At 70.0% G+C, this 25,881-nt stretch carries 20 protein-coding genes and 1 riboswitch; of the genes, 13 read left to right on the top strand and 7 right to left on the bottom strand.

Going from position 1 to position 25,881, the window contains the following annotated elements; all coding sequences use genetic code 11:
- Window positions 1-27: 27 nt before the first annotated feature.
- The 3 genes from ACWCOV_RS12865 to ACWCOV_RS12875 all read left to right on the top strand — a co-directional run bounded on the left by ACWCOV_RS12865 (window position 28) and on the right by ACWCOV_RS12875 (window position 2,686).
- Window positions 28-750 (top strand): GntR family transcriptional regulator, encoded by a 723-nt coding sequence (locus tag ACWCOV_RS12865; RefSeq protein ID WP_449829416.1) that lies wholly within the window; start codon window positions 28-30, stop codon window positions 748-750.
- A gap of 87 nt (window positions 751-837) precedes the next feature.
- On the top strand, window positions 838-2,268 hold the full coding sequence (locus tag ACWCOV_RS12870) for an aminopeptidase P family protein (protein ID WP_449829417.1): 1,431 nt from the start codon (window positions 838-840) through the stop codon (window positions 2,266-2,268).
- Between the two features lie 190 nt (window positions 2,269-2,458).
- Window positions 2,459-2,686 carry a hypothetical protein gene (locus tag ACWCOV_RS12875; RefSeq protein WP_449829418.1) on the top strand — a complete coding sequence of 76 codons (228 nt, stop codon included), beginning with the start codon at window positions 2,459-2,461 and terminating at the stop codon, window positions 2,684-2,686.
- Between the two features lie 49 nt (window positions 2,687-2,735).
- Here the strand turns inward: ACWCOV_RS12875 and ACWCOV_RS12880 are convergent, their stop codons facing one another.
- On the bottom strand, window positions 2,736-4,211 hold the full coding sequence (locus ACWCOV_RS12880; protein WP_449829419.1) for an alpha/beta hydrolase: 1,476 nt from the start codon (window positions 4,209-4,211) through the stop codon (window positions 2,736-2,738).
- Window positions 4,212-4,333: 122 nt separating this feature from the next.
- On the opposite strand from ACWCOV_RS12880, the gene ACWCOV_RS12885 reads away from it, so the two are divergent.
- Both ACWCOV_RS12885 and ACWCOV_RS12890 read left to right on the top strand, forming a co-directional pair.
- On the top strand, window positions 4,334-4,687 hold the full coding sequence (locus ACWCOV_RS12885) for a DUF3817 domain-containing protein (protein ID WP_449829420.1): 354 nt from the start codon (window positions 4,334-4,336) through the stop codon (window positions 4,685-4,687).
- Window positions 4,685-4,777, top strand: a riboswitch (glycine riboswitch). (Overlaps the previous gene by 3 nt.)
- Window positions 4,778-4,856: 79 nt before the next feature.
- Window positions 4,857-6,230 carry an L-serine ammonia-lyase gene (locus ACWCOV_RS12890; protein ID WP_449829421.1) on the top strand — a complete coding sequence of 458 codons (1,374 nt, stop codon included), beginning with the start codon at window positions 4,857-4,859 and terminating at the stop codon, window positions 6,228-6,230.
- On the opposite strand, the gene ACWCOV_RS12895 is transcribed toward ACWCOV_RS12890, so the two are convergent.
- Window positions 6,217-6,891: an alpha/beta fold hydrolase gene (locus ACWCOV_RS12895; protein ID WP_449829422.1), complete on the bottom strand. Its 675-nt coding sequence runs from the start codon at window positions 6,889-6,891 to the stop codon at window positions 6,217-6,219. The genes ACWCOV_RS12890 and ACWCOV_RS12895 overlap by 14 nt on opposite strands.
- Window positions 6,892-7,069: 178 nt before the next feature.
- Here ACWCOV_RS12895 and ACWCOV_RS12900 point away from each other — a divergent pair, with 178 nt between their 5' ends.
- Window positions 7,070-7,702, top strand: a complete 633-nt coding sequence (locus ACWCOV_RS12900; protein ID WP_449829423.1) for a hypothetical protein — start codon at window positions 7,070-7,072, stop codon at window positions 7,700-7,702.
- Here ACWCOV_RS12900 and ACWCOV_RS12905 read toward each other — a convergent pair.
- Both ACWCOV_RS12905 and ACWCOV_RS12910 read right to left on the bottom strand, forming a co-directional pair.
- Window positions 7,699-8,613 (bottom strand): hypothetical protein, encoded by a 915-nt coding sequence (locus tag ACWCOV_RS12905; RefSeq protein WP_449829424.1) that lies wholly within the window; start codon window positions 8,611-8,613, stop codon window positions 7,699-7,701. The genes ACWCOV_RS12900 and ACWCOV_RS12905 overlap by 4 nt on opposite strands.
- 176 nt (window positions 8,614-8,789) lie before the next feature.
- Window positions 8,790-9,599: a PaaX family transcriptional regulator gene (locus tag ACWCOV_RS12910; RefSeq protein WP_449829425.1), complete on the bottom strand. Its 810-nt coding sequence runs from the start codon at window positions 9,597-9,599 to the stop codon at window positions 8,790-8,792.
- A 149-nt stretch (window positions 9,600-9,748) separates the two neighbouring features.
- On the opposite strand from ACWCOV_RS12910, the gene ACWCOV_RS12915 reads away from it, so the two are divergent.
- From ACWCOV_RS12915 to ACWCOV_RS12930, 4 genes are read left to right on the top strand one after another with little or no spacing between them, the layout of a single operon-like run.
- Entirely contained in the window at window positions 9,749-11,074 is a 1,326-nt protein-coding gene (locus ACWCOV_RS12915) for an MFS transporter (RefSeq protein WP_449829426.1), read from the top strand.
- A gap of 12 nt (window positions 11,075-11,086) precedes the next feature.
- Window positions 11,087-12,619: an FAD-dependent monooxygenase gene (locus ACWCOV_RS12920; RefSeq protein WP_449829427.1), complete on the top strand. Its 1,533-nt coding sequence runs from the start codon at window positions 11,087-11,089 to the stop codon at window positions 12,617-12,619.
- Window positions 12,616-14,619, top strand: a complete 2,004-nt coding sequence (locus ACWCOV_RS12925) for an acetate--CoA ligase family protein (protein WP_449829428.1) — start codon at window positions 12,616-12,618, stop codon at window positions 14,617-14,619. The genes ACWCOV_RS12920 and ACWCOV_RS12925 overlap by 4 nt, the downstream gene beginning before the upstream one ends.
- Window positions 14,619-16,271 (top strand): (2,3-dihydroxybenzoyl)adenylate synthase, encoded by a 1,653-nt coding sequence (locus ACWCOV_RS12930; protein ID WP_449829429.1) that lies wholly within the window; start codon window positions 14,619-14,621, stop codon window positions 16,269-16,271. Before ACWCOV_RS12925 ends, ACWCOV_RS12930 begins: the two co-directional genes overlap by 1 nt.
- Here the strand turns inward: ACWCOV_RS12930 and lysX are convergent.
- The gene (lysX, locus tag ACWCOV_RS12935; RefSeq protein ID WP_449829430.1) at window positions 16,268-19,627 is read right to left on the bottom strand and encodes a bifunctional lysylphosphatidylglycerol synthetase/lysine--tRNA ligase LysX; all 3,360 of its coding nucleotides are present in this window, start codon (window positions 19,625-19,627) and stop codon (window positions 16,268-16,270) included. The genes ACWCOV_RS12930 and lysX overlap by 4 nt on opposite strands.
- A gap of 109 nt (window positions 19,628-19,736) precedes the next feature.
- Here lysX and ACWCOV_RS12940 point away from each other — a divergent pair, with 109 nt between their 5' ends.
- From ACWCOV_RS12940 to ACWCOV_RS12950, 3 genes are all read left to right on the top strand, one after another.
- The gene (locus ACWCOV_RS12940) at window positions 19,737-20,411 is read left to right on the top strand and encodes a DUF998 domain-containing protein (protein WP_449829431.1); all 675 of its coding nucleotides are present in this window, start codon (window positions 19,737-19,739) and stop codon (window positions 20,409-20,411) included.
- Window positions 20,408-21,157, top strand: coding sequence for an alpha/beta fold hydrolase (locus ACWCOV_RS12945; RefSeq protein WP_449829432.1), 750 nt, complete (start codon window positions 20,408-20,410; stop codon window positions 21,155-21,157). Before ACWCOV_RS12940 ends, ACWCOV_RS12945 begins: the two co-directional genes overlap by 4 nt.
- Before the next feature lie 182 nt (window positions 21,158-21,339).
- Window positions 21,340-21,513, top strand: coding sequence for a hypothetical protein (locus ACWCOV_RS12950; protein ID WP_449829433.1), 174 nt, complete (start codon window positions 21,340-21,342; stop codon window positions 21,511-21,513).
- On the opposite strand, the gene ACWCOV_RS12955 is transcribed toward ACWCOV_RS12950, so the two are convergent.
- Window positions 21,510-22,739 (bottom strand): ROK family transcriptional regulator, encoded by a 1,230-nt coding sequence (locus ACWCOV_RS12955; RefSeq protein WP_449829434.1) that lies wholly within the window; start codon window positions 22,737-22,739, stop codon window positions 21,510-21,512. The genes ACWCOV_RS12950 and ACWCOV_RS12955 overlap by 4 nt on opposite strands.
- Window positions 22,740-22,919: 180 nt before the next feature.
- Window positions 22,920-25,844: an ATP-binding protein gene (locus tag ACWCOV_RS12960; protein ID WP_449829435.1), complete on the bottom strand. Its 2,925-nt coding sequence runs from the start codon at window positions 25,842-25,844 to the stop codon at window positions 22,920-22,922.
- Between the last annotated feature and the right edge of the window lie 37 nt (window positions 25,845-25,881).

The raw sequence follows: 25,881 nt of genomic DNA on the forward strand, positions 1-25,881 counted from the left end.
ACGCCTCGGGTGGGCGATGATGCGGTGATGAGCACGGGTGAGGTCGACGAGGGCCGGCAGGCGTGGTTGCGGAGCGTCGCAGCCGATGTCGCGCGGCTGGACCGCAGCAGCTCCGCCGAGCGGGCCGCCGACATCCTGCGCCGCAGCATCACCGAGGGTGCGCTGCCGCCGGGAGCGCAGCTGTCCGAGGTCGAGCTGACCGAGGTCCTGGAGGTCAGCCGCAACACGCTGCGTGAGGCCTTCCGGCTGCTCACCCACGAGGGGCTGCTCGTCTACAAGCTGCACCGCGGCGTGTTCGTGCCGGAGCTGGACGAGCGTGACGTGGTGGACCTGTACCGGCTGCGCCGGGTGCTCGAGGTAGACGTCGTACGCGGCCTGGCCGACCGTGACCCGGAGCTGCCGGCCAGCCGGCTCGAGCCGCTGCAGGACGACGTCGAGGCGGCCGAGGCGGCCGCGCTCGCCGACCGCTGGGCAGCCGTCGGTACGGCGAACATGCGCTTCCACCAGCACCTGATCGGTCTGGCCGACAGCGACCGGATGAACGCGATGACCGGCCGGCTGCTGGCGGAGTTGCGGCTCCTCTTCCACGTGATCGCGACACCGCAGGAGCTGCACGAGCCGTACATCGCGCGCAACCGCGGCCTGTTCGAGCTGCTTGAGGCGCGGAAGTACGAGCAGGCGGCGGCCGACCTCCACCAGTACCTCCTGGACTCCGAGCAGGGCCTGCTGGACGCGTTCCGGGCACGCTGATCCACGACTTCGGATAAGGGCTTGCGCGGCCCTGCTCTCACCTGAGTTGATGGCTGTAACCGTCAGCTGCAAAGGGGAGCTCAGCACATGACCGAAGACGACCGGACCGACGACACACCGAAGTCCTACCGCCCGATCGACTCCCAGGGGTTCCGGGAGTTCATCTCGCGTGGCTGGGGGCCGGTGGACCGCTCGGTGACCGTGCCCGAGGGGCTGGCGGAGGCGGCCGCCGGGCACCGGGAGAAGCTGGCCGCGGCGTTGCCGGGGCGGCGGATCGCGGTCGCGGCCGGCCGGGCGCCGGTCCGGTCGAACGACACCGACTACGCGTTCCGGGCCGACAGCGACTTCGTCTGGCTGACCGGCTGCCAGGCCGAGGGCGCCGTACTGGTGATGTCGGCGGACGGCGACTCGACGCTGTACCTGCGGGAGACGGCCGGTCCGGACGAGGCCGACTTCTTCGCGAACGCGCGCGACGGCGAGCTGTGGGTCGGCCCGGTGCCCGGGCTGAAGGACTGGTCGGACGCGTTGCAGATCGCCTGCCGCCCGATCGAGGAGCTCCCGGCCGCGGTGCGCGGCGCCGTGCCGTTCATGCTGTCGACGCCCGGGGTCGAGCCGCTGCTGGACGCGCTGGTCCGGACCTCGCCGACCGATGGGAACTCGCTGCGCCAGACGCTGGCCGAGCTGCGCCGGATCAAGGACGACTGGGAGCTGGACCAGCTGCGCGAGGCCGTCGCGGCCAGCGTGCTCGCGTTCGGCGACGTCGCGAAGGAACTGCCGGAGGCCATCCGCGGCGGTGGTGAGCGGTGGCTGCAGGGCACCTTCGACCGGCGCGCGCGGACCGCCGGCAACGGCGTCGGCTACGCCTCGATCGTTGCTGCTGGCAAGCATGCGCCGGTGTTGCACTGGGTCCGCAACGACGGCCCGGTGAACGAGGGCGACGTGATCCTGCTCGACGCCGGTGTCGAGACCCGGACGCTCTACACGGCCGACGTCACCCGGACCTTCCCGGCGACGGGCGAGTTCACCGACGCCCAGCGGCAGGTGTACGACCTCGTCCACAAGGCGCAGTTGGCGTCACTCGACGCCGTCAAGGTCGGAGCGCCGTACCGGGCCTTCCAGTACGCCGCCCTGCGCACGCTGGCCGAAGGACTGCGGGACTGGGGCCTCCTGGACGTGTCGCTCGACGAGCTGCTCGGTCCGGACGGCCAGCAGCACCGCCGGTACATCGTCTGCGGCACCGGGCACTACATCGGCCTGGACGTGCACGACTGCGACGCGTCCCGGCCGGAGGCGTACTTCGCCGGCGAGATCGAGGCGGGGATGGCGCTGGCGGTCGAGCCGGGGCTGTACTTCCACCCGCACGACGAGACCGTGCCGCCGGAGCTGCGCGGGATCGGGATCCGGATCGAGGACAACGTGGTGGTGCACTCCGACCGCCTCGAGATCCTCACCGCCGACCTGCCGATCACCGCCGACGGCCTGGAGAACTGGACCCAGTCACACCTCAACGCGCGGTAGCCGCGAAATCACCCAAAATTATTCGTCACAAGCAGTAACACCGAGGCCGTCGGCAACGATGTAGCGAGCGGGGGAGGGTCGAACTCGGCCCGGCGCGTGGAGTGGGGGGTCGCGACCACGCGCCGGGGCCGAGGCGGCCGAGCTGGAGCCCGGGGGGACTCCGGTTTCCTGGGGACACGGGGGTAGTGAGATGAACCTGCGAGTGCGCGTGGTGCACTACGGCGACCGGCATTGGTACGCCGACATCGACGACGCCGACGATCCGCAGCCCGACGACCCGTTCTGGTACGTCGACAACTGCCGATCCCAGACTCAGGCCCTCGAGACCGCGTGCGCCGAGCTGCGCCTGCTGGCGGGCCGCATGGTCCGCGGCGACCACCTCGACCGCGTGCTCGAGGTGACCGGAGTACCGGTCTGACGACTCCCGGGCAGGCGTCTGGTTGGGAGACGCCTGCCCGGGGCAGTTCCTACACCGGTGGCACAGCGGGGCAGCTCGTGCCGCGCTTCGGGGCGGCGAGCGTGAGCAGGTAGGCGTCGACGGTGTTCTGCATGCACGGGCTGCTGTTGTAGCTGCCGTGACCCCAGCCCTCGTAGGTGAGGAGGACGCCGTACCGGCCGAGCTGGCGCTCCACGCTACGCGCCCAGATGTAGCCGGTGGCCGGGTCGTGGCGTGCGTTGATCAGCAGGATCGGGTCGTCCAGGCCGCGGACCTTCAGCCGGTGCTGCGGGTTGTCCGCCGCCGGCAGGCCGAGGCACATCGAGACGGCCATCAGCTGGCCGGGGTAGCGCATGTCGGGGTTGTTCCGGGCCAGGCGGGTGAGCAGGCCGGCGTACTCCTGGTAGTTGCGGACCGGGAGGTTCCAGTCCTGGCAGAAGACCGCGAGCGTGTTCGAGGCCAGGCCGGTCGGGACCGGGGGCTGACCGATCGGCGGGGCGCTGGCGTCCAGCGTCTTCAGCATGGTCGCCAGGTCGGTCCAGCGCGGGCCGTAGAGCGCGCGGAAGACGTTGAAGCTCAGCCAGTACGGCGTGACCGGCAGCGTCGGCTTCTGCGGATCGGGTACCTCGCCGCGATCCGCCCGGGCCAGCAAGTCCGCCCACACCGCGTGGATGTCCCGACCGTGCAGCGCGCAAGCCGTCGCCGCGTCGCACCAGTTCACGAACCCGTCGAACGAGTCCTGGGCAGCCCATGCCTGAGAGTCGAGGAACGAGCGAGTCGAGTCGGCGCTGTGGTCGACGACGCTCTCCACGACCATCGCCCGGACTCGCTTCGGGTACGTCTCGGCGTACTGCGCCCCGAGCAGCGTCCCGTACGAACTGCCGTGCAACGAGATCGCCGACTCACCCAGCGCGGCGCGAACCGCGTCCACGTCCCGGACCGTCTGCCAGGTGTCGAGGTGATCGAACACCGGGCCGGTGTTCGATCGGCAGTCCGCGGCCAGGTCGCGGTTGTAGCGGATCGTCGCGGCGAACTCGGCCGGGTTCTTGATGATCGGCGACGGCTGCTTGGCCAGCAGCGCGGCCGAGCATTTCACCGGGTTGCTCCGGGCGATGCCGCGCGGATCGAAGCTGACCACGTCGAACCGGTCCTGCACCGGCTGGCTGAACCGGCTCATCCCGGTCTTCACCCGGTCGACACCGGAGTCACCGGGACCACCCGGGCCCCACACCAGCACACCCACGCGGTCGCTCGGGTTCTTCGCCGTACGGCGGGCGATCGCGAGACCGAACGTGGGTCCGTCCGGGTCGTGCCAGTCGACCGGGACCTGCAGGGTCGCGCACTGCGAGCCCTTGACCACCTCCGGCTTGTCGTTGCCTTCCGGCTTGCAGTCGGCCCACTGCAGCTGGGTTTTCGGCTCAGTTGCCGACACCGGAAGCGTCACCAGGCCGGCGGTCGCGACACCAAGCGCCACTCCGGACGCCAGGGCGCGTTGTCTGAATCTCATGCGGGAGATCTCCTGTCTGCGGACTCCCTCGATCCTCGGCAACCGTTTGCTCGGCCACATCGGGGACGAGCCCCCGGCCGACCCCGGGTGCGCCTTGGGGGACTTGTTAGGGTCGGTCGCTGATGAGTACAAAGCATGCGGTGTGGTTCCGGTGGGTGGCGATCGCGGAGGCGGTCTCCTGGACCGGGTTGCTGATCGGCATGTTGTTCAAGTACGTGCTGTCCGACAACGAGCTCGGGGTGCGGATCTTCGGCCCGATCCACGGCGGCATCTTCATCGTCTACGTGCTCACGGTGCTGGTCGTGCGCGGCCCGCTGCGCTGGTCCTGGCCGGTCACCTTGGCCGCCCTGGCAGCAAGCGTTCCCCCGCTGTTCACCTGGTTCTTCGAGATCTGGGCGGTGCGCACGGGCCGGATTGACGTCGGCCGGGAGGCCGCCGTACCGTCACGGACGTCAGTCAACTCAACAGCCGCATGAACCCGTGCGGGAGAGTCCCGGGCACGACCCGGGCGCCGTAGGAGCAACTCTCCCCAAGAATCTCTCAGGCACCTTCACCGTACGGGCGAGGCACCTCTGGAAGACGTCCGTCTGACAGAGCGGGGAGGACACCAAACGGTCAACGGCGACCGGAAGGAACCTCCACACGATGGCGATCAGCGTCTTCGACCTGTTCAGTATCGGGATCGGCCCGTCGAGCTCCCACACCGTGGGCCCGATGCGCGCCGCCCGCACCTTCGCACTCGGTCTGGCCGACGACGGGCTGCTCGCCCGCACGGCGAGGGTCGAGGCCCAGCTCTTCGGCTCGCTCGGCGCGACCGGCCACGGCCACGGCAGCAACAAGGCCGTCCTGCTCGGACTCGAGGGCGCGGACCCCGAGACCGTGATCACCCACTCCGTCGACGCCCGGGTCGAGACGATCCGCGAACGCGGCGGGCTGCTGCTCGCCGGCGTGCACGAGATCCGCTTCGACGAGAACACCGACCTGACCATGCACCGGCGCAAGGCACTGCCGTACCACCCCAACGGGATGATGTTCACCGCCCGTACGGCGGACGGCGAGGTGCTGCGGGAACGCACCTACTACTCGGTCGGCGGCGGCTTCGTGGTCGACGAGAACGCGGCCGCCGGGGACCGGATCGTGCCGGACACCACCTCGCTGAAGTACCACTTCACCACCGGCGCCGAGCTGCTCGACCGGTGCCGTGAGTCGCAGCTGTCGATCAGCGAGGTGATGCTCGCGAACGAGCTGGCCTGGCGGACCGAGGAGGAGATCCACGACGGCCTGCTGCGGATCTGGCAGGTGATGCAGGACTGCGTCCGCGAGGGTTGCGAGACCGAGGGGATCCTGCCCGGCGGCCTGAAGGTGCCGCGGCGGGCCCACGCGTTGCACACCCGGCTGAGCTCGGATCCGTGGTCGGTCGACCCGCTCAAGGTGATGGACTGGGTCAACCTGTTCGCGCTGGCGGTGAACGAGCAGAACGCGTCCGGCGGCCGGATCGTCACCGCCCCGACGAACGGCGCCGCGGGCATCATTCCCGCCGTGCTGCACTACTACCGGCGGTTCGTCCCGGGAGCGACCGACGACGGCGCCGTCCGGTTCCTGCTGACCGCCGGCGCGATCGGCGTGCTCTACAAGGAGAACGCCTCGATCTCCGGCGCCGAGGTCGGCTGCCAGGGTGAGGTCGGCTCGGCCTGCTCGATGGCGGCGGCCGGCCTGTGCGAGGTGCTCGGCGGCACCCCGGAGCAGGTCGAGAACGCGGCCGAGATCGCGATGGAGCACAACCTCGGCCTGACCTGCGACCCGGTCGGCGGGCTGGTGCAGATCCCGTGCATCGAGCGCAACGCGATGGCCTCGGTGAAGGCGATCAACGCGGCCCGGATGGCGATGCACGGCGACGGCGTGCACGTCGTCACCCTGGACAAGGTGATCAAGACGATGCGCGAGACCGGCGCCGACATGAAGATCAAGTACAAGGAGACGTCCCGCGGCGGCCTGGCCGTCAACGTCATCGAGTGCTGAGCAGACCCGCGTCCTGCACGTGGGCGTTGTGCCCGAGCCCCGGGTAGACGACCACCTGGTCGTGCAGCGCGCGGAGCTCGTCGTCGGTGTTCATCGGGTCGCCCTCGCCGCGGGCCAGGACGAGGTCGGCCTTGCAGTCCGCGATGAGCTTCGGCATGTCGGGAGCGCCGACACCGAACGTGCCGGGATCCATCGCCAGGCGCCAGCGCCCGTCGACCTCGGTCAGGCCGTGCTCGACCACCGGGTCGCTCGGGTCGGCCAGCCCCTGCAGGCCGGAGACCTTGAGGAACCGCGCGGCCGCGTCCTCCCGGGTGTCGAACCACGCGATCGGCTTCTGCGCCAGCGCGGCGGCCCGGCCCAGGTCGTCGTCCGACCAGGTGACCTTCACGCCGACCGCGACGACGCGGTCGACCTCGATGCCGTACCGGCCGCTCGCCAGTTCCAGGGCGATCACGCCGCCGAGGGAGTGGCCGACGATGACGACGGCACGCCGTACCGGGAGGGTCTCGGCGACCGCGGCGGCCATCGAGCCGAAGGTGTACGACGGCAGTGCCGCCGCCGCGCCGTGTCCGGGGAGGTCGGGGGCGAACCGCGGTTGCGGCCAGGCGTCCCAGACCCGGCCGTTGGCTCCGAGACCGTGCAGCAGCACCAGTGCAGACATGGGAGCAGGGTTCCACAGGAAATGACGTGCTGCCCGGCGGATTGGCGCGTCCTCAGCTAACTCAGTGCAATTCTACGAATGCGTACCGGAACGAAATTGCCGAATAGTTGCGATCTAGCGTGGAATTTCTTCCAAGGGCTGTTTCAAGCGCTGGATCAACCGATAACCTGCGGGACTTGTGAAACCGATCCCCGCCGCGATGGCCCGTCCGCCCTGGCACAACCGTCAGCGGCTGCGCCAGGCCGGGTTCGCGGCCGGCGGCCTACTGCTCCTGTACGCCGTCCTGCTGCTGATCGCCCTGCTCGGCGGTCCCCGGATCGGTGCCGCCTTCCTGCCGCTGCCCGGCGGCGGCCCGGAGCCGGCCAACCCGGTCGCCGGCCTCGAGCCCAGCCGGATCCCGACCAGCGGCGGCCCGACCGTCCCGCGCGGCTCCGAGACCCCGGTCCCGACCCAGCCGCCGACTCCCGGCGAGACCCCTCCGTTGCCCTCGACAACGACAACGACGACGGTGCCGGCCGTCGTCACGACCGACGGTCAGCCTGCCACCCCGTGCCCGACGCCGAAGCCGGCTCCTGAGCTGGTCGACCACCAGGACCCGACCCAGCCGCCGGCCACCAAGGTGCCGCCGAAGCCGACCATCTCGACGACGACCGGCAACCCCACGACGCAGCCCACCAAGCCGCCGACCACGAACGACCCGCCGCCCACGACCCCGACGAACCCGCCGACCACCCCGGACGACCCCGAGGACCCGGACCCGCCGACGCTAGGCGGCGTCCTGACCTCCATCCTCGACAAGCTCGGGCTCTAGTAGGCCTCGACCTCCGTCGTCGGGGCGTTGCCGGTGATCGTGGGTTTCAGGTCGACCTGCCAGAACAGGTTGCGGCCGAAGGAGCGCTCGAATTTCTGGAACGAGCAGTCCGCGCTGAACTGGCGCCGCGTCGGGCTCCAGTCGGTGCCGCTCTTGAAGTAGAGCGAGTAGGCGCCGCCGATCCGGCTGATCGTGGCGGTCTTGCCTGCCTCGACGTACGTCATCACCTGCGGCTTGCTCGGCGGCTGCCCGCTGCCGACGATCGAGATCGCGACGTCGTTCGCCGTACGGTTCATGACGCGGAGGCGTCCGGACCCGGCGGGACCGCGGCGGACCAGGGTGTCGCCGTTGGTCGGGACCGCCGTTTCCGGCTCGGGTCCGGGGTCGGGAAGGGTGCCGCCGAAGCGGAGGTCTAGCTTGCGGAGCGCGACGATCGCGCTGCTCAGGTCCGCCCGTAGCCGGCGCTGGACCTTCTGCGACGTGTACGCGACACCACCGCAGCGGGCGTTCAGCTCGGTCCGGTCCGAGGTGGTCAGGGCGTCGGCGGCAGCCTCGAGTCCGCCCGACAGAACCTTGTGGACACCCGTAAGCCGGCGCGTCACCGTGATCTCGGCCAGATCCTCGGCCGCGGCGTTCAGGGAGGCGCCGAGACTGTCCATCGTCTGCGTCAGCGCTTCGGCGGTGCGGACCCGGGTCAGCGCGCGCAGGTCACCCGCCAGACCCTGCTCGACCTTCGTCAGTTCGGCCTGGTACGCCGCCGCGCCGAGCGGACCCGCTGGTGTCGAGACCTCCGGAGCCTCGACCGGCGTTGCGCTGACCGAGGGCGTGGTCGAGGTGCTGTCGACCATGGGCGGTTCGCTGCAGCCGGCGAGCAGGATGAAACCCGCGCACAGCACAGCAAAGCGATTCATGCACTTCCCCCACGTCTCCCCAACCCCCTGTGCCGCAAAGGGTATGCGGGCACAGGGGGTCTGGGCGAGAGGGTCAGCCGAAGTTGTGATCAGCGCAACCGCTCAGGCGAACCGTGAGCGGTTCAGTCGAGACCGGTGGGCTGAGGGCGGGGGTGTCCCCGCCGTCGTGGTTGAGGTCAGGCGACTCGGTCGGTGGTGGTGAGGTCCAGGAAGAAGCGGGTGGCCGGCTCTTTGAGGGCCTCGTGGGCCTGGAGGAAGAGGTCGTGGGCCTCGCGGCCGTGCCAGCCGGCGGGGAGGAGCTCCTCGGGCAGGTCTGGGTCGCGGAACGGGAACATCCGGTAGTCGTGCACCAGTTCCATCCGCTCGACGAGCGCCTGCCGGGGTGACACGCTGCCGCCGCGGTACGCCTTCATCCGCGGCCGGTACGTGCGCAGCAGCTCGGCGTAGTCCGCGTCGAGCGACTCCAGGTCCCAGCATCGCGCGGCCATCTCCCGATCGCGCGACAACCCGGACGACGTGCACTGCAGCAGATCCAGCCGTACGGCGGGCTGGTCGGCGAAATGCTCCTGGACCTCGGTCAGCCGGTTGTGCGGACAAACCCAGGTCGACGACGCCAGCGGTCCGAACCCGAGCCAGGCGAGCTCCTTCCGCAGCTCCTCGCGCAGGGCGCGGTCGCTCTCCGGGACCGAGTAGATGACCATCGACCACTGCCGATCCCAGCGCTCCCGCGACCTTTCGAAGATCCGGGTCCGGCCCTCGTCGAGCAGTCGCCAGCTCTTGTCGTTGAGCGCGTAGACCGTCTCGCGGCCGTCCCGCCGGGTGTCGAACCAGCCCTCACGCCGCAGTCGCGCCATCACCACGCGCACCGTGCTCTCGCCGACGTCGAAGCACTCCAGCAGTGCGGTGAGCGTGCGGAGCCGCACCTCGCCGCCGTGGTAGCGGATGTAGTCGCCGAAGAGGTCGAAGACGATCGACCGAGGCTTCATGACGTCTCCTCGGAGCCGTTCCCAGTGGTTCGCTGCGCTCATCCTCTCATGGTGCCACCAAAAGCGTGTCAAAGTCTTGACGGTCGTCTGTGATCAGTTCTACGTTCGGAACATCCCCAGCCAGCCCGGCACGAATCGAGGGCCCGCACATGACCAGTCCCACCGCCACCACCGCCCGGTCCCGCGCCGGACTCTGGGTGGTCGCCATCTGCTTCGTCACGATCGTCTTCGACGGTTACGACCTGATCGTGTACGGCGCCGTCGTACCGTCCCTGCTGAAGAACCCCGACTGGCAGCTGACCGCCGCCCAAGCCGGCGCGATCGGCAGCTACGCGCTGATCGGCATGGTGATCGGCACGCTCTGCGTCGGCGCGCTGACCGACATCGTCGGGCGGCGCCGGATCATGTTCGCCAGCATCATCTGGTTCTCGCTCGCGATGGGGGCGACCGCCCTGGCGCCCAGTCCCGAGGTGTTCGGCATCCTGCGGTTCGTCACCGGCCTCGGCCTCGGCGGCGTGGTCCCGACCGCGATCGCGCTGACCGTCGAGTACGCGCCGCCGCACCGCCGGAACTTCAACAACGCGCTGATGTTCTCCGGCTTCTCGCTCGGTGGCGTGCTGGCCGCCGTCCTCGCGATCAACCTGGTTCCCACGCAGGGGTTCCGGATCATGTTCTGGATCGGGATGGCGCCGCTCGTCCTGGTGCTGCCGCTGGCCTGGAAGTTCCTGCCCGAGTCGGTCAGCTTCCTGCAGGCGCGCGGCCGCCACGACGAGGCGGCTGCCCTGGCTGCCAGGTACGGCGTGCAGCCCGAGCCCGTCGCGGCCGGCACCAGCAGCAAGTGGAGTGCGCTGGCCGTACTGTTCGGGCGCAAGCACCTCGCCGCGACGATCCTGTTCGGACTGGCCAGCTTCTTCGGGCTGCTGCTCGTCTACGGCCTGAACACCTGGCTCCCGCAGATCATGCGGCAGTCCGGCTACCCGCTCGGCTCGTCGCTGCGGTTCCTCCTGGTGATGAACCTCGGCGCGATCGTCGGCGCGCTGGCGGCGTCGACGCTCGCCGACCGGTTCGGCTCGAAGGTCGTCACCACGGTCGCGTTCGCCCTGGCCGCGTTCTCGATCTACACGCTGAGCGTCAACCCGGCCGCGGCCGCCCTCTACCTGCTGATCGCGATCGCCGGCCTGGGCACAGTCGGCACCCAGATCCTCGTCAACGGGTACGTCGCTACGCACTACCCGGCCGGGAGCCGGGCCACCGCGCTCGGCTGGTCCCTCGGCGTCGGCCGGCTCGGCGCGATCGTCGGACCGCTGTTCGGAGGCTGGGTGCTCGACTCCGGGCTCAGCCTCGACTGGAACTTCTACGGTTTCGCCGTCCCGGCCGTCCTCGGTGCGCTGGTGATCGCCGCCGTACCGCGGACCGGGCGGGAGCGCCGGGCGGAACCGGCGCTGGGCACGACTCCCCAGACGACCCGGGCCTGAGAGGAACCAGCAATGCGGATCGCATGTGTCGGCGGCGGGCCGGGCGGGTTGTTCCTCGCCACGCTGGTGAAGGCGAGTGACCCGTCGGCCGAGGTGACCGTGTTCGAGCGCAACCGCGCGGACGACACGTTCGGATTCGGGGTGGTGTTCTCCGACGCCACGCTGGCCGCCATCCACGCCGCCGACCCGGTGGTCCGCGACGCACTCACGCAGTACGGCGTGCACTGGGACGCGATCGAGGTCCGCCTGAAGGGCGAGCGGTTCCGGTGTGGCGGGATGGGGATGGCGGCGATCGCCCGCAAGACGCTGCTCGCCGTACTGCGGCAGCGGGCCGTCGACGTCGGAGTGACCCTGCGGTTCGAGACCGAGGTGGACCTGGACGACCTGACGGGTTACGACCTGGTGGTCGCGGCCGACGGCGCCAATTCACGGATCCGGGAGCGGCTGGCGGGCGTTCTCGAGCCGATGGTGGAGACGGCGGCGGCGAAGTTCATCTGGTTCGGTACGACGTACCACTTCGACGGACTCACCTTCGTCCACGAGCGCGGTGACGACGGCGTGTTCGCCGTACACGGGTATCCGATCAGCCCGGACGTGAGCACGTTCATCGTCGAGACCGACCGGGACTCCTGGCTGCGGGCCGGGCTGGACGAGTTCGACGTCTCGCAGCCGCCGGGGCCGAGCGACCTGACGACCAAGGTGTACCTGGAGAAGCTGTTCGCCGAGCAGATCGACGGTCATCCGCTGCTGGTGAACAACTCGCGCTGGGGGAGCTTCCGGACCCGGCGGACCGGGCGCTGGTCGCACGGCAACGTCGTACTGCTGGGCGATGCCGCGCACACCGCGCACTTCTCGGTCGGCTCGGGGACGAAGATGGCGATGGAGGACGCGGTCGCGTTGGCCGCGGCTCTGACCTCGTCCGACGACATCCCGTCCGCGCTGGCGGCGTACGAGGACGCGGCCCGGCCGTCGGTGGAGAAGATCCAGGGGTCGGCGCGGCCGAGCCTGTCCTGGTGGGAGCACTTCGGGCGGTACCACGACACGCTCGAGCCCTGGCAGTTCGCCTTCCACTTCCTCACCCGGAGCATCAGTGGCGGGAAGCTGGCCCGGCGCCACCCGGCCTTCGTCGCGGCGACGCGTACGGCGTGGCACGCGGCGAACGGCCCGGCTCCACTGGACACGCCGTTCCGCTCGGCTGGGCTGTCGTTGCCGTGTCGGTGGGTGGACGTCGCGGACGTCGGTGATCGGGCCTTGTGGGTCGAGGCTCCGGTCGACGAGCAGGGGTTGCCGGCTGCGCTGGCTGCACTGCACTCCGGCGTACTGGCCGGCCCTGCTGTGGTGGCGGTGCACGGTGGTTCGCGGTTGACGCGGACCCTGCTGGCGGAGGAGTCGCGGCTGGTCGCCAGGACACCTGCGCTGGTGATCGATGACGAGCTGACCCCGGACGAGGTAGAGACCCTCATCCTCTCCGGGCGCGCCGATCTGGTGGGCCGGACCAGCGGTCGCGCCACCGGGGTCAGCCTCAGCGTGGGAGGGAGCGCGTGACCGGGCTGGACGGGTTGTTCACCCCTCGCGGGGTCGCAGTGATCGGCGCCTCGCGCAACCCGGCGAAGCTCGGCGCGGTGATGGCGCGCTCCCTCTCCACGTACGACGCACCACTCGCGCTGGTGAACTCGCGGGACTCGCAGCTGCACGGCTCGGTCGCGGAAGCGGTCGACACGCTGGGCGCTCCGATCGACCTCGCTGTGGTCTGCGTCCCGGCGCCGGCCAGCGCGGACGCGGTCGCGGAAGCAGCGAAGGCGGGCGCCAGCGCGGCCCTGGTGTGTGCCGGTGGGTTCGCTGAAGCCGGTCACCCCGAGTACCAGGACGCCTTGGCTGAGGTGGTCGACCGCTATGGCATCCGGTTGCTCGGGCCCAACACGTCCGGCTTCCTGGTGCCGTCGCGCAAGCTGACCGCCAGCTTCGTGCCGAGCGCTGCCATGGTGCCTTCCGGCGGAGTAGGGGTTGTCGCGGCGAGCGGTGGTGTCAACCACGCGCTGTCGTTCCTGCTCGCTGAGGCCGGGTACGGCGTCAGCGTTGCCGTCGGCCTGGGGAACGCGGTAGACGTCGACATGGTCGACGTACTCGAGTATCTGCTGGACGACCCGGCGACGACTGCTGTTGCCTTGCACATCGAGTCGGTTGCTCACGGGTCGCGGCTCGCCGACGCGGTAGCGCGGTTGTCGGCGGTGAAGCCGGTGGTCGCGCTGGTTGTCGGGCGCAACGACGTGGGGGAGTTCGCGCAGTCGCACACGGGTGCGCTGGCCACCTCCTGGCGTACGACACGGGGTGTACTCAGCCAGGCCGGTGCGGTGCTGGTCGACGACGAGCGCCAACTGGTCGACGCTGTGGGTGCGTTGTCGATGACTCGGCTGAAGCCGGCCGCTGACCCCGGCGTCGGCGTCGTGACCGCACAGGCAGGTCCCGGACTTCTGTTGCTGGACGGGTTGCGCGGCTCCGGGATCCGGGTGCCGGTGTTGTCGGATTCTGCGCAGGCTCAGCTGGGCGAACTGCTTCCACCGATGACCTACCAGGCCAACCCGGTCGACACCGGCCGGCCGGCGCCGGGCTTCGGTGCGGTCGTGTCCGTGGTCGGCGACGACCCGGCGGTCGACCTGGTCGCGGTGTACGCGTTGTCGGAGCCCGACAGCCTCGACCTGGCCGCCGAACTCTCCCCGCTCGCCGGTTCCACGCCTACTGTGGTCGGCGTGGGCGGTTCCACCGCGGACGTCAGCGCAGTCTGGTCGGGCCTGCACAGCCGTGGCTACCCAGCAGCCACCAGCCCGACCGCCCTCGCGCATGCAATCAGAGCCCTGGTGGAAGACGCCAGGCTGGCGCACCGTCGCTCTGTACCTGAACCCGTTGACCGGGTCCAGGTACCACCTGGCCCGCTGGACGAGCACCAGGCGAAGGCCGTCCTGGACTCGCTGGGCATCCGCACGCCTGCCCGTTTCGCCTGCGACTCCGCTGCCGCGGCGTACGCCGCGCTGGACCAAGTCGGTGGGCCCGTAGCGGTGAAGATCCTGGACGCCACGGTGCTGCACAAGACCGAGATCGGTGGCGTGCACCTGGGGATCCGGAGCCGCGCGGACCTGGCCGATGCGCTCGAGAAGCTTGGCGACAGGCGGGTGCTGGTCGAGGCGATGGCGCCGGCTGGTGTCGACCTGATCGTCGGCGCCCGCCGCGACCCGGTGTTCGGACCTGTGGTGCTCGTCGGCCTCGGCGGCACGACAGCGGAGGCTCTTGCCGATGTCGCCGTACGGGCTGCGCCGTTGTCCGTCGCTGAAGCGGCCGCGATGCCGGACGAGCTGCTGGGGCGTGCGTTGCTGGACGGCTGGCGTGGTGGCCCGGTGCTGGACGCTCTGGAGTTGGCGCGGGTCGTGCGTGCGCTTGGTGCGGTCCTGCTGGCTGCACCGGAGGTCGACGAGATCGAGATCAATCCCCTCCGGCTGACGCGCGACGGCCTGGTCGCGTTGGACGCCGTGATCACGAGCAAGGAGCAGTGATGGTCAGTCCGATCGCCGATGGTGTCGTGCCGTGGCCTGATGAGGACGCGGCGCGCTATGTCGCGGCCGGCTACTGGGAAGGGCGCAGTCTGCCGTTCCACATTTGGCAGCAGGCGGCCCGTACGCCGGACAAGGTCGCACTGGTGGACGGTGAGGTCAGGTTGACCTACGCCGAGCTGATCGGTCGTGCCGACGGCGCTGCCGGCAGGCTGCTGGAGTTGGGACTGCGTGCGGACGACCGGATCGTCGTACAGCTTCCCAATCGGTGGGAGTTCGTCGTCCTGACGCTGGCGTGCCTGCGGGCGGGCGTCGTACCCGTGATGGCGTTGCCTGGTCACCGCTATCACGAGCTGTCCTACCTGGCGGCGCACGCTGAGGCTGCGGCGGTCGCCGTACCGGATGTACTGCGGGGCTTCGACCACCAGGAGTTGGGGCACCGGCTCGTGGCCGAGGTGGAGTCGTTGCAGCACGTGCTGGTCGCTGGTGACGACCTGCGCGGCGACAGCGTCGACCTGCGTTCGCTGTGCTCGGATGCCGGCGTCTGGGACGGGCCGGAGCCGGACAGCCGGAGTGTTGCGGTGTTCCTGCTCTCCGGTGGTACGACGGGACTGCCGAAGCTGATCGCTCGCACGCATGACGACTACACGTACAACGCCAAGCGGAGCGGTGAGGTGTCCGGCATGGATGCCTCGACGGTCTACCTGGTCTCGCTGCCGGCCGGGCACAACTTCCCACTCGCCTGCCCCGGTCTGCTGGGCGCACTGCTCGTCGGTGGGACTGTGGTGATGCTGCCGAGCCCTGAGCCGCGGCGGGCCTTTGCCACGATCGCTGCTGAGGGTGTCACGCACACTGCGGTGGTGCCTGCGGTCGCACAGCGCTGGCTGGACGACTACGCCGGTGAGGGCCTGTCCTCGCTGCGGGTGCTGCAGGTCGGGGGAGCCCGGCTGGCCGACGAGGTCGCCCGGAAGATCAAGCCCGTGCTGGGCTGCACGTTGCAGCAGGTCTTCGGCATGGCGGAAGGCTTGCTCAACTACACCCGCCTCGACGACTCCGAAGACATCATCTGCACCACCCAGGGCCGCCCGATGTGCCCCGACGACGAGGTCATGGTCGTCGACCCCTTCGACAACCCGGTCCCCGCCGGCGAGCCGGGTTCCCTGCTGACCCGCGGCCCCTACACCCCGCGCGGCTACTACAAGGCCGAGCAGCAGAACGCCCGCGCCTTCACACCCGACGGCTGGTACCGCAGCGGCGACATCTGCCGCATCGTTGCCGGCGGCAACCTGATCGTCGAGGGCCGCGACAAGGACATGATCAACCGGGCCGGCGAGAAGATCTCCGCCGAGGAGGTCGAGAACCTCACCTACACCCTCCCCCAGGTCCAGCAGGTAGCCGCCGTCGCGATGCCCGACCCCCGCCTAGGCGAACGAGTCTGCGTCTACGTCGTCCCCCGCCCCCACACCACCCTCACCCTCACCGAAGTCCGCACCACGATGGAGCAGCTAGGCGTAGCGGCCTACAAACTCCCCGAACGCCTGGTCCTCGCGGAGGAGCTGCCCACCACCAAGGTCGGAAAGATCGACAAGGCCGCCCTGCGGGCAGACATCGCGAGCCGCCTGGACGCCGAGCGCGAGATCCCCGCCCCGAACTAGTCCCGTGCCGCGGGGCGGACGAAGGGGAAGGCGAGGGTGGCGCGGATGTTTTGGCCGGTGAGCATCATCATCACGCGGTCCACACCGATGCCGAGGCCGCCCGTCGGGGGCATGGCGTATTCGAGGGCGGAGAGGAAGTCTTCGTCCAGCGACATGGCTTCGGGGTCGCCGGCGGCGGCTTTCAGGGACTGTTCGGTGAGGCGGCGGCGTTGTTCGACCGGGTCGACGAGCTCGGAGTACGCCGTACCGATCTCGGCGCCGAAGGCGACCAGGTCCCAGCGTTCGGCCAGGCGTGGTTCGGAGCGGTGGGTCCGGGTGAGTGGTGACGTCTCGAGCGGGAAGTCGGTGTAGAAGGTCGGCAGCGTCGTGGTCGGCTCGACGAGCTCGTCGTACAGCTCGAGGACCAGCTCGCCGGTGGTCAGCTCGAAGGTCGTGTGTACGCCGTGCGCCGTACACAGCTCCCGCAGCTCCTCGACCGTGGTGTCGGCCGAGATCGAGGCCCCGGTGGCACGGCCGACGGCGTCGTGGACGGTGATGACCGGCCAGTCGCCGGAGATGTCGATCTCGCCGTCCGGCCGCTGCACCACCGGTTTGCCGAAGACCGCGGTCGCGGCCTCGATCAGCAGCTCCCGGGTCAGCTCACGCATCACGTGGTAGTCGGCGTACGGCTGGTACGCCTCGACCGAGGTGAACTCCGGGTTGTGGGTCGCGTCCGCACCCTCGTTGCGGAAGTTCCGGTTCAGCTCGAACACCTTGCCGAGCCCACCGACGCTGAGCCGCTTCAGGAACAGCTCCGGCGCGATCCGCAGAAACAGCTCGGTGTCGTAGGCGTTGATGTGGGTCGCGAACGGCCGCGCGTTCGCCCCGCCGTGCACGGCCTGCAGCATCGGCGTCTCCACCTCGATGAACCCGCGCGCCTCGAAACCGTTGCGCAGGGCCCGTACCGCCGTACTGCGCTGCTGCATCATCCGCAGCGAGTCCGGATTCATCACCAGGTCGAGGTGCCGCTGCCGGACCCGCGCCTCCGGGTCGGTGAACCCCTTCCGCTTGTCCGGCAACGGATGCAGGCACTTCGCCGCCATCACCCAGCTCGTCACCGCGATCGACAGCTCACCGCGACGACTCGTCACCACCTCGCCGGTCACGCTGACGTGGTCACCGATGTCCACCAGCCGCCGCCAGTGGTCCAGGGGGACGTCACCACACTCGTCCGCGGTCAGCATCACCTGCAGCTGCGACAGCCCGTCCTGCAGCTGCGCGAACGACAGCCCGCCGTGGTTCCGCATCCGCATCACCCGCCCGGTGACGGACACGGTCACCCCCGTGCGGTGGTCGGCCGGCAGGTTCGGGTACAGCGAGCGGATCCGCTCCAGCGTCTCCGTCCGCGGCACGCTCACCGGGTACGGATCGATGCCAGCAGCAACAAGCTCGACCAGCTTCGTCCGGCGGATCCGCTCCTGCTCGGTCAGCTTCCGATCGGGCAGAGCCGGCCGCAGCAGCTCGTCCTCCTGCCCCCGTACGGCGATCGCGAAGGCGCCACCGTCCGCTGCCATGATCGCGTGCCGATCGACCGTCTCCACACTGTCGACCCGGGTCCACGGCCGCGGCGCCGGCAGGAACCCTTCAGCCGTCCCGGCCGCAAGCAGCACCTGGGCCAGCGACGCACCACGCGAGTAGCAGACCAGCCGCGGCGACCAGCGCGGCAGGTACTTCTCGTTCGACAGGTACAGACTCTCCAGCTGCCAGAACCGGGAGGCAGCCGTCAGCAAGGCGTTGGTCAACCGCAGCACCGGCCCGGCGCCGACCCGCTCGGCGTCGCTGAAGATCTCGCGGAACATCGCGAAGTTCAGCGAGATCCGGTGCACACCCAGATCCCCACAGGCGTCCACGAGCGACGTGACCATGAACTCCATCAAGCCGTTGACCGACTCGGGATCCCGCCGCATCAGGTCGAGCGAGACGCCCCGCACACCCCAAGGCACGAACGACAACAACCCGCGGATCGCCCCGTCGGCGTCCCGGGCGATCACCATCACGCACCGCGCGTCGGCCGGATCGCCCAGCCGTCCGAGCGCCATCGAGAAGCCACGCTCGGTCTGCGCCCCGCGCCACTTCTCGGCCAGCCCGACGTACTCGGACAACGCCTCCGGCGACAGGTCACCGTGCCGGACCACCTCGGCGTGGTACCCGGCCCGCTGGACCCGCGTCACCGCCTGCCGGACCGGCCGCATCGTCCGGCCTTCGAGCGTGAAGTCGGCGACGTCGATGATCGCCTCGTCGCCCATCGACAGCGCCCGCAATCCGGCGTCGACGTACGCGTGCGCCGCCTCCTCGCTCGCCGACAGCACGGCGGGGGACCAGCCGTAGGTCCGTGCTTCGGCCAGCCACACCTTGATCGCGCCGGGCCAGGCGGCCGGGTCGCCGAGTGGATCGCCGCTGGCCAGGCTGACTCCGTTGACCACGCGGTACGCGATCGCGGCGTCCTTGGCGGGGGAGAAGACGACCGCCTTGTCCCGGCGGGTGGCGAAGTACCCGAGTGAGTCGCGTTCCCCGTGCAGCAGGAGCAGCCGCCGTACGTCGAGCTCCTCGGCCTGGCTGAGGTAGCGGACCCGGCGGACCGAGCGCAGGAAGATGGCGAACGCGATCACCAGCGAGGCGGCCGAGATGGCGCCGACGGTCAGGCCGATCCAGCCGTGTCCCTCGTGACCGCCCATCCGGCTACGGGACTGGCCGAGGGCCGCGATGATCGCCCAGCCGACCTTCTCCCGCTGGCCGGTCAGGTCCTTCGGGAAGATCTGGGTCAGCGTGATGCTGACCGCGGCCGAGATCAGCAGGCCGAGCAGCAGCGCGCCGATCGCGAGTTGCCGGGTGCCGGGCGCCAGCCGGGCCGGGAACGCGCCGCGGATCTTCCACAGCAGCACGATGATCGCGACCACCACGACCAGCTGGGCGATCCCCCACTCCAGGTCCTGGACGGTGGCCGGGCCGAACTCCCGGAGCAGCTCGGCGTCGTTCGGGTTGGCAAGCCGGACGCTGGTGAAGGCGACCGCCGCGGTCTGCTCGATCAGCCAGAGCGCCTGGAACACCCACAGCACCCAGAGCAGCGCGGCGCGCTTGCCGCGTAGCAAGGCACTGCCGATGACGGCCAGGTAGACCGCGGAGAAGAACGTGTGCCCGGCCGGGATGCCGAAGAAATCGAAGGCTTGATCCACTCGCCGGACGTACGCCGGGGCGAACAGGTGCAACGGGATCGCGATGAACGACCAGACCGAAGCGGCGACCACGACCCGGCCGACCCAGACAGCAGCACGATGCTGCCACTGCGGGACCACCACCTCTGCCTGAACCGAGCGCACCCAGCGATCATCCCACTAGTTCCAGGAACCTTCGGTGGCGCTGGCACTACCGAGACGGTGTACCTGAGTCGACAGTGATCGCCTTGCTCGGTGTGCGACGCTGGCGGGCATGGTGACCGTCCCGTATCGCTTGATGCGCAACGTGATGATCGCCGCCGGGGTGCTCTACTGCAGCCTGCTGCTGGAGGCGGTTGCCGGCTACCCGCTCGACGTCCACATCTCGTTCCTCAGCGAGCTCGGCGCCCGCGACCAGCCGACCAGCCCGTACGCCCGGGCGCTCGACCTCGGTGCCGGCGTGCTCCTGCTGGTCGCCGCCATCCTCGGCCGCCCGGCGGCGCGGATGCACCGCGATGTCGCGGGATTGCTGATCAGCGCGGCGGTTTTCGGCGCCGGCACGTTGTTCGACTCGTTCTCGCCGATGGACTGCGCGCCGTCTCTGAGCGAAGCCTGCCGTGCCGCGGAGGCGAACGGGCAGGCCGGTACGGCGTTGCTGCTGCACGAGATCACCTCGACCACGGCCGGGATTGGCAGCGTTGCCATGGGCATCTTCGCCGTCCTGGTCCTGCGCCGCTCGGGCTGGGGCGGTCTGTGGGGCCGGCTGGTCGCCGTACTGGCTGCCGGGGTCGTGATCACCCAGGCCTGGCTCGGCATCGAGACCGGCTTGGAGGTGCTGACCGGCAGTGATCTTCATCCGCCCGGCATCCTGCAGCGTGTCTCGGTCCTGCTGGTCTGCTTAATGATGGCGACACTGCTACCAGGCCTGAGGCAAGCTTTTCTGCGATGACAACAACCTGGATCCTCCTGCCTGGCCTGGCCGAGACTCCGGAAGAGTTCGCCCGGGTGGCCGAGCTGTTGCCGGGGCTGGATCTCAGGGTGATCGATCCGTGGCGGACGCCGATCACGTCGGGTGTCGACGAGTTGCGGACGGCGGCCGGCGTGCCGGCGGACGCGGAGATCGGGCTGATCGGGCACTCCATCGGCGGCCTCGCCGTGCTTCGATGGGCGCTGACCCGGCCGCTCGAGGTGAGCCGGCTCGTGCTCGTCGACACCAGTCTCACGTCGGAGAGCGGCTTGCGTTGGCTGTATCCGGGGACGCGGGGCGACCGGGCGGTGCGGGCGTTCCTGCGGTTGCTCGGGCGGGTCGGCGTACCGCAGCTGCTCGGTCCTGCGCTCCGGCGGCTGATCGTCCGGATCGGGAGCGCGTCCAACCGGGATCTGTTGTCCAAGGCAACCGCGCGGAAGCGGTACGGCGATGCGTTGTCCTGGCTGCTGTTCTGGGACGAGCTCGCCAACAGCTGGGAGCTCGCGGCCGAGGTCGGCAAGCTGGTCGCCGGCCCGGTCGGCGAGATCGTCCCGACCACCTTCCTGGTCGCCACCGGCGGCAGCTCCCGCTTCACCGCAACTAGCTGGCTGGCCGGCCAGCAACGACTGGCCGACTCCCTCCACGGCACCGTCGAGGTCCTCCCCGACTCAGCCCACCTGGTCCACCTGGACCGCCCCGACGCCATCGCCGACGCCATCCGCCGGTAAACCCCTTCCGTCCCGCACCCTGCCCGACGTACGCTAAGTCTACTGAAACAGTCGTGGCAGCGAGGTGACATGGACGAGATACCGCGCAGCTTGCGGTGGAAATGGCGCCTGGACGACGCCCAGGCCTGCTGGCGCCGCGTATGGCGCCTGTACGTCAGCCGCGCCTATTCCTGGGGGCAGCGATGATCGTGATCACCTGCTCGGTATGTGATCGGCGCATGCTGCTGCCGCTGAGCATGGTGAACGGCATGGAGCGCCGCATGGATGTCACCGGGCAGGTCGTGTACGAGCTGACCTACACCTGTTGGTGCGGCGCAGCCGGTGCGAAGTTCGTGAAGGGGCCGCGGTCGCCCTAGGCCGTGCTGGTGAGGGCTGGGGTGGGGAGCTTGCGTTGCCAGACCTCGTCGAGGGCCATGCGCATGGCTCCGGTGACTACTGCGTCTTCGGCGAGGGCGGAGAGCTCCAGCTTGGGGTGGTTCAGCGTGAGCAGGCGCAGCTGGTCGGAGATGGCGTCGAGCAGTACGGCGCCTGCGCGGGCGACACCGCCACCGATCACCACGGCAGTCGGGTCCAGCACGAGGACGGCGGGGGCCAGCGCGCGGGCGAAGTCCCGGGCGACCTGCTGTACGACGGCCTGCGCCACCGGGTCACGCTCTGCGGCAGCTGCGAAGACATCAGCGGTGTCCAGCTGCTCGCCACCCAGCTCGGCCAGTCGCGAGTCGGGGTTGTCCAGCGCAGCTTGACGGCCCAGTGCGGCGATGGCCTCCGAGCCGACCGCACGCTCCAGCGGTCCGCGGCTGTCCTCGGGGTTGATCACGTCGTCCGGTGCGGTGGCGATGAACCCGATCTCGCCCGCAGCGCCCGTGCCCCGGTGCAGCCGGCCGTCGATCACGATGCCCGCACCGAGCCGCTCGCCCCACTGCACAGCGAGCAGCGTGCCCGTGCCGCCACGAGCTGCAGCAATCGCCAGCGCGGCCAGGTTGGCGTCGTTGTCGAGCATCACCGGGCAGTCGAGCAGGCTGCGGACGTGCTTCGTCAGGTCGATCGCGGACCAGCCCGGCACACTCGGAACCAGCTGGACCCGACCCGTGTGCTCGTCCACGATGCCCGGGCTCGCGGCCACCGCAGCAGCGATGTCCTCAGCCGGCACCTCGGCCTCCGCGAGCGCTTCGGTGATCACCTCACTGATGACCCCGAGCAGCTCCTGCGCGGTCCAGCCCGGACCGGAGCGGCGCACCAGCGCAAGCTTGCGGCCGGCCAGGTCGGAGACACCCACGGTCACCCGGTGCGGGCCGACGTCCAGGCCGAGCACCGGCGCAGCGCGTCCACGCAGTGAGACGCGGATCGCCGGACGACCGAGTGAGCGGTCCGCGGAGTCCGGGCCGTGCTGCTGCAGCCAGCCGGCGTCCAGCAGCTCGTCCACGGCCTGGGCGACGGTCGGTCTGGCCAGACCGGTCCGCTCGACCAGCTCGGCGACGCGCAGTGGTGCGGGCGCGGAGCGGCGTACCGCGTCCAGTACCGCCGCGACGTTGATCCGCCGCAGCATCGTCGTACCGCCGCCGCCGACCGTTCCCTTGCTCATGTCCGACCCCTTGCCTGCCACTCGCCCATCCTATATAGAAAGCGAGCGTTCATAAATTACCGTGCCCTGCTGTCCCGTGCCGCGCCGACGGGCGGTCGCCGAATGCGTGAGTCGACAAGTATCACCCTCCGGCGGTCCCGTCTCCCAGCACACGCATCAGTGCCGGAATCGGACCGGCAATCAGTCCTGCAGAACGGTGCGGGCGAAACTGCTCAGTGCCTCCCGGTCCGGTTGCTGGGTCTTGGTCATCAGGCTGGCCACATGCTTCTCCACGGTCCGTGGCGAGATGTGCAGCCGGGAGGCGATCGACTTGTTGCCGATCCGGTCCACCAGCAACCGGCAGACCTCGTACTCGCGGCTGGTGATGCCGAGCTGACGAAGGTGCGCTGGCACCTGCTCGATGCCGCTGCGGCGTTGTGACACCGTCGCCCCGAGCTGGCGCAGCAGACTACGGCACGAGCTTGCCACCGCCTGGATGTCCGCGTTGTGGAAGTAGTCCTCGGCCTGCCGCAGCCACGCCACCGGCTCACCCCAGCCGTCGGCGTGCGCCGGCTCGGCGACCAACCGCAGACCGAGGTACCGCGCCATCGGGTAGATCGACGCGGTCTCCAGCGCCTCCGCCACCTTGGCGTTGGCCGCGTCGACCTGACCGTCCCGGCCGAGCAGTACGGCGTGCGCCCACTGGACGAACTGCTTGTTCCACCGCATCCCACTGGCCGCCGCGGCTGTGGTCGCCTCGAAGTGCGCCCAGCTGTTGCGGCCGGACAGCACGCCGAGCAGCAACCCCAGCCCGTACTTGCCCGACGTGTGCAGGGTGGTCGGGTTCTGCGCGTCGTACGCGAGGGCCTGCGCCATCTCGGAGTCGGCCAGCTCCCGGTTCTCCTCCAGCAGCGCGCAGAACGTGCGCGCGAGCCCGTAGGAGTACGGCAGCTCGTACGACGCGCGCTCGCCACCCCAGTTGGCGGCCTCGGCCAGCGCCTCCTCCATCGCCGTACGGCGTCCCCGATGGGCCTCCAGAATCGCCTTGGTGGACAGGAAGTACGTCGCCGAGCGGCCGAGCCGGAGTCGCCGGGTGACCTCCAGGCACTCGTCGATGATGACCTGGGCCTTGTCGTACTCGGCCCGCAGGATCGCCTGCTGACCGAGGATCCCGTCCACCTCGTAGGCCAGCGGAATCGCGCCGATCCGCAGCGCCTGCTGCCGGGCCCGTTCGAGCTCGACGATGCTGCCTCCGGCCAGGCAGATCGTGCCGGCCTGGAAGATGTGCGAGCAGACCCGCTGGAAGGTCATGTTGTGCTCTTCGGCCACCAGCCTGGCCCGGTGGAAGTAGTCGATCGACCGGTCGAGGTCGTGCTCGCGGGACAGGATGCCGAGCAGTTGCAGCGCGTCGCAGGCGACCGCGGGCAGGTCGGCGCGTTCGGCCGCCGCGGCGGCGCGGGTGGCCAGCTCGGTCGCGGCCTTGAGCCGGCCGGGGCTCGGCCGGGCCAGCTCGAGGTGTGCGGCGATCGCGTCGACCGGCGCGAGGTCGGCGTCGCCGGCGTCGATGCCGAGCAGTGACCGCGCGGTCGCCACCTGGGTCAGCGCGGCGGACCAGCGGCCGGCCATGTGCTCGAGGTTCGCCAGCTGCACGTGCAGGGCGGCGACCTTGCGGCTGTCCAGGTTGCGGTCGGCCATCTCCTCGATCGTCGCAGCGTGCGCCGTACTGTTCTCGAACTGTCCGGTCTCACTCAGTGCGATCAGCAACGATCCGAGCACGTCGGCCCGGAAGCTGGTGTCGGAATCGCCGGCCAGCAAGGCGGTTGCGCGCTCCAGCAGCTTCACCGCCGACGCCATCGACCCCTCGTCGAACGAGCGCCGCCCGGCCATGGCGAACAGCCGGCCGGCTCGGGTGTTGTCGCCACCGGTCTCGGCGAGCTCGGCGACCATCTGGCACCACTCACCCGGCAGCCCGGGGTGCAGCGCCTCGATCGCGTCCGCGCAACGCCTGGCGAGTGTGGCCCGCTCGGTCGGAGTGAGCCCGGCAAGCAGCGCGTCTGCGGTCAGCGGATGCCGGAACGCGTACCAGTCCGGCACCGGCTCGTCCGGCCCGACCAGCTGCGCCGCCAGGCCCGCTCGCAAGGTGGCGAGCAGCAACCGTTCGTCAGTCCCGGTTGCCTTGCGTACGACGCTCAACGGGAAGCGGTGACCGATGACGGCAGCCAGCACCAGCAGGTCGCGCGACTGTGGTCCGAGCTGATCGGTCCGGCTGCTGATGCTTCGGACAACGGCTGCCGGGACGTTCGTCTGCAGATCGTCGACGACCTGCACGCTGCCGTCCGCCCTGGACAGCAGCTGTCCGGACCTGCTCGCCTCCTGCAGTAATTCCTCAACGATGAAAGGGATTCCGGCACTGTCGCGCCACAGTTGGTCGACCAGTGCATCGGGTACGCCGTCCGGCGGCACCTCCAGGCAGTCGGCTGCCAACTCACCCACTTGTGCCCGGTCCAGCGGTTGCAGCTCGACCAGGCTGGCCGAGCCGCGTTGGGCGGACAGTCTGGCCAGCTCGTACGCCGCACTGGTCTCCGGGCGCAGTGTGGCGACCAGTGTGATCGGCTGGTCCTCCAGGTTGTCCAGCAGGTACTCGACGACTGCGAGTGTCTCGGGGTCGGACCCGTGCAGGTCCTCCAGAACAAGCAGGCAGCCACGGTCCTTGCCGACCAGTGCGAGCAGTCGCAGGACAGCCTCACCGAGCACGACGGTCGACGTTGCGGTGTCGTGCGCCGTACCGTCGTCCCAGTCCGGGACGAGGCGGCCGAGCACCTGCCGGTACGGACCGAGCCCGTCGGCGGCCGGCATCTCACCGCGGCGGATGAGTGACAGCAGTGCTTCGGTGAACGGGCGGAACGCCACCATCGTGCCGATGGCGCCGACCCGGCCGCGCAGCGTCGCCATGCCATGGTCGAGCGCGTGCGCCGTACCTACTCCGGCCAGCCGGCTCTTGCCGATTCCGGGCTCGCCGACGAGGAAGATCGCACCCCCGTGACCGCTTCGGGTCGCCGCCAGCCGACGGTGGAGCTGATCGATCTCCCGGTCTCTGCCGACCACTCTGGGAGCGCGGGTCTGCATGCTTGCCAACTCTAACGACGTATTGCTGCCGCCGCAG

The organism is Kribbella sp. NPDC002412, from assembly GCF_053592935.1.

What these genes read in the sequence shown, in the direction of transcription:
- ACWCOV_RS12915 (WP_449829426.1), top strand. Translation starts at nt 9,749, where the DNA reads ATGACCAGTCCCACCGCCACCACCGCCCGGTCCCGCGCCGGACTCTGG.
- ACWCOV_RS12955 (WP_449829434.1), bottom strand. Translation starts at nt 22,739, where the DNA reads ATGAGCAAGGGAACGGTCGGCGGCGGCGGTACGACGATGCTGCGGCGG.
- ACWCOV_RS12875 (WP_449829418.1), top strand. Translation starts at nt 2,459, where the DNA reads ATGAACCTGCGAGTGCGCGTGGTGCACTACGGCGACCGGCATTGGTAC.
- ACWCOV_RS12865 (WP_449829416.1), top strand. Translation starts at nt 28, where the DNA reads ATGAGCACGGGTGAGGTCGACGAGGGCCGGCAGGCGTGGTTGCGGAGC.
- ACWCOV_RS12940 (WP_449829431.1), top strand. Translation starts at nt 19,737, where the DNA reads ATGGTGACCGTCCCGTATCGCTTGATGCGCAACGTGATGATCGCCGCC.
- ACWCOV_RS12880 (WP_449829419.1), bottom strand. Translation starts at nt 4,211, where the DNA reads ATGAGATTCAGACAACGCGCCCTGGCGTCCGGAGTGGCGCTTGGTGTC.
- ACWCOV_RS12960 (WP_449829435.1), bottom strand. Translation starts at nt 25,844, where the DNA reads ATGCAGACCCGCGCTCCCAGAGTGGTCGGCAGAGACCGGGAGATCGAT.
- ACWCOV_RS12945 (WP_449829432.1), top strand. Translation starts at nt 20,408, where the DNA reads ATGACAACAACCTGGATCCTCCTGCCTGGCCTGGCCGAGACTCCGGAA.
- ACWCOV_RS12895 (WP_449829422.1), bottom strand. Translation starts at nt 6,891, where the DNA reads ATGTCTGCACTGGTGCTGCTGCACGGTCTCGGAGCCAACGGCCGGGTC.
- ACWCOV_RS12885 (WP_449829420.1), top strand. Translation starts at nt 4,334, where the DNA reads ATGAGTACAAAGCATGCGGTGTGGTTCCGGTGGGTGGCGATCGCGGAG.
- ACWCOV_RS12950 (WP_449829433.1), top strand. Translation starts at nt 21,340, where the DNA reads ATGATCGTGATCACCTGCTCGGTATGTGATCGGCGCATGCTGCTGCCG.
- ACWCOV_RS12920 (WP_449829427.1), top strand. Translation starts at nt 11,087, where the DNA reads ATGCGGATCGCATGTGTCGGCGGCGGGCCGGGCGGGTTGTTCCTCGCC.
- ACWCOV_RS12910 (WP_449829425.1), bottom strand. Translation starts at nt 9,599, where the DNA reads ATGAAGCCTCGGTCGATCGTCTTCGACCTCTTCGGCGACTACATCCGC.
- ACWCOV_RS12905 (WP_449829424.1), bottom strand. Translation starts at nt 8,613, where the DNA reads ATGAATCGCTTTGCTGTGCTGTGCGCGGGTTTCATCCTGCTCGCCGGC.
- ACWCOV_RS12890 (WP_449829421.1), top strand. Translation starts at nt 4,857, where the DNA reads ATGGCGATCAGCGTCTTCGACCTGTTCAGTATCGGGATCGGCCCGTCG.
- ACWCOV_RS12930 (WP_449829429.1), top strand. Translation starts at nt 14,619, where the DNA reads ATGGTCAGTCCGATCGCCGATGGTGTCGTGCCGTGGCCTGATGAGGAC.
- ACWCOV_RS12870 (WP_449829417.1), top strand. Translation starts at nt 838, where the DNA reads ATGACCGAAGACGACCGGACCGACGACACACCGAAGTCCTACCGCCCG.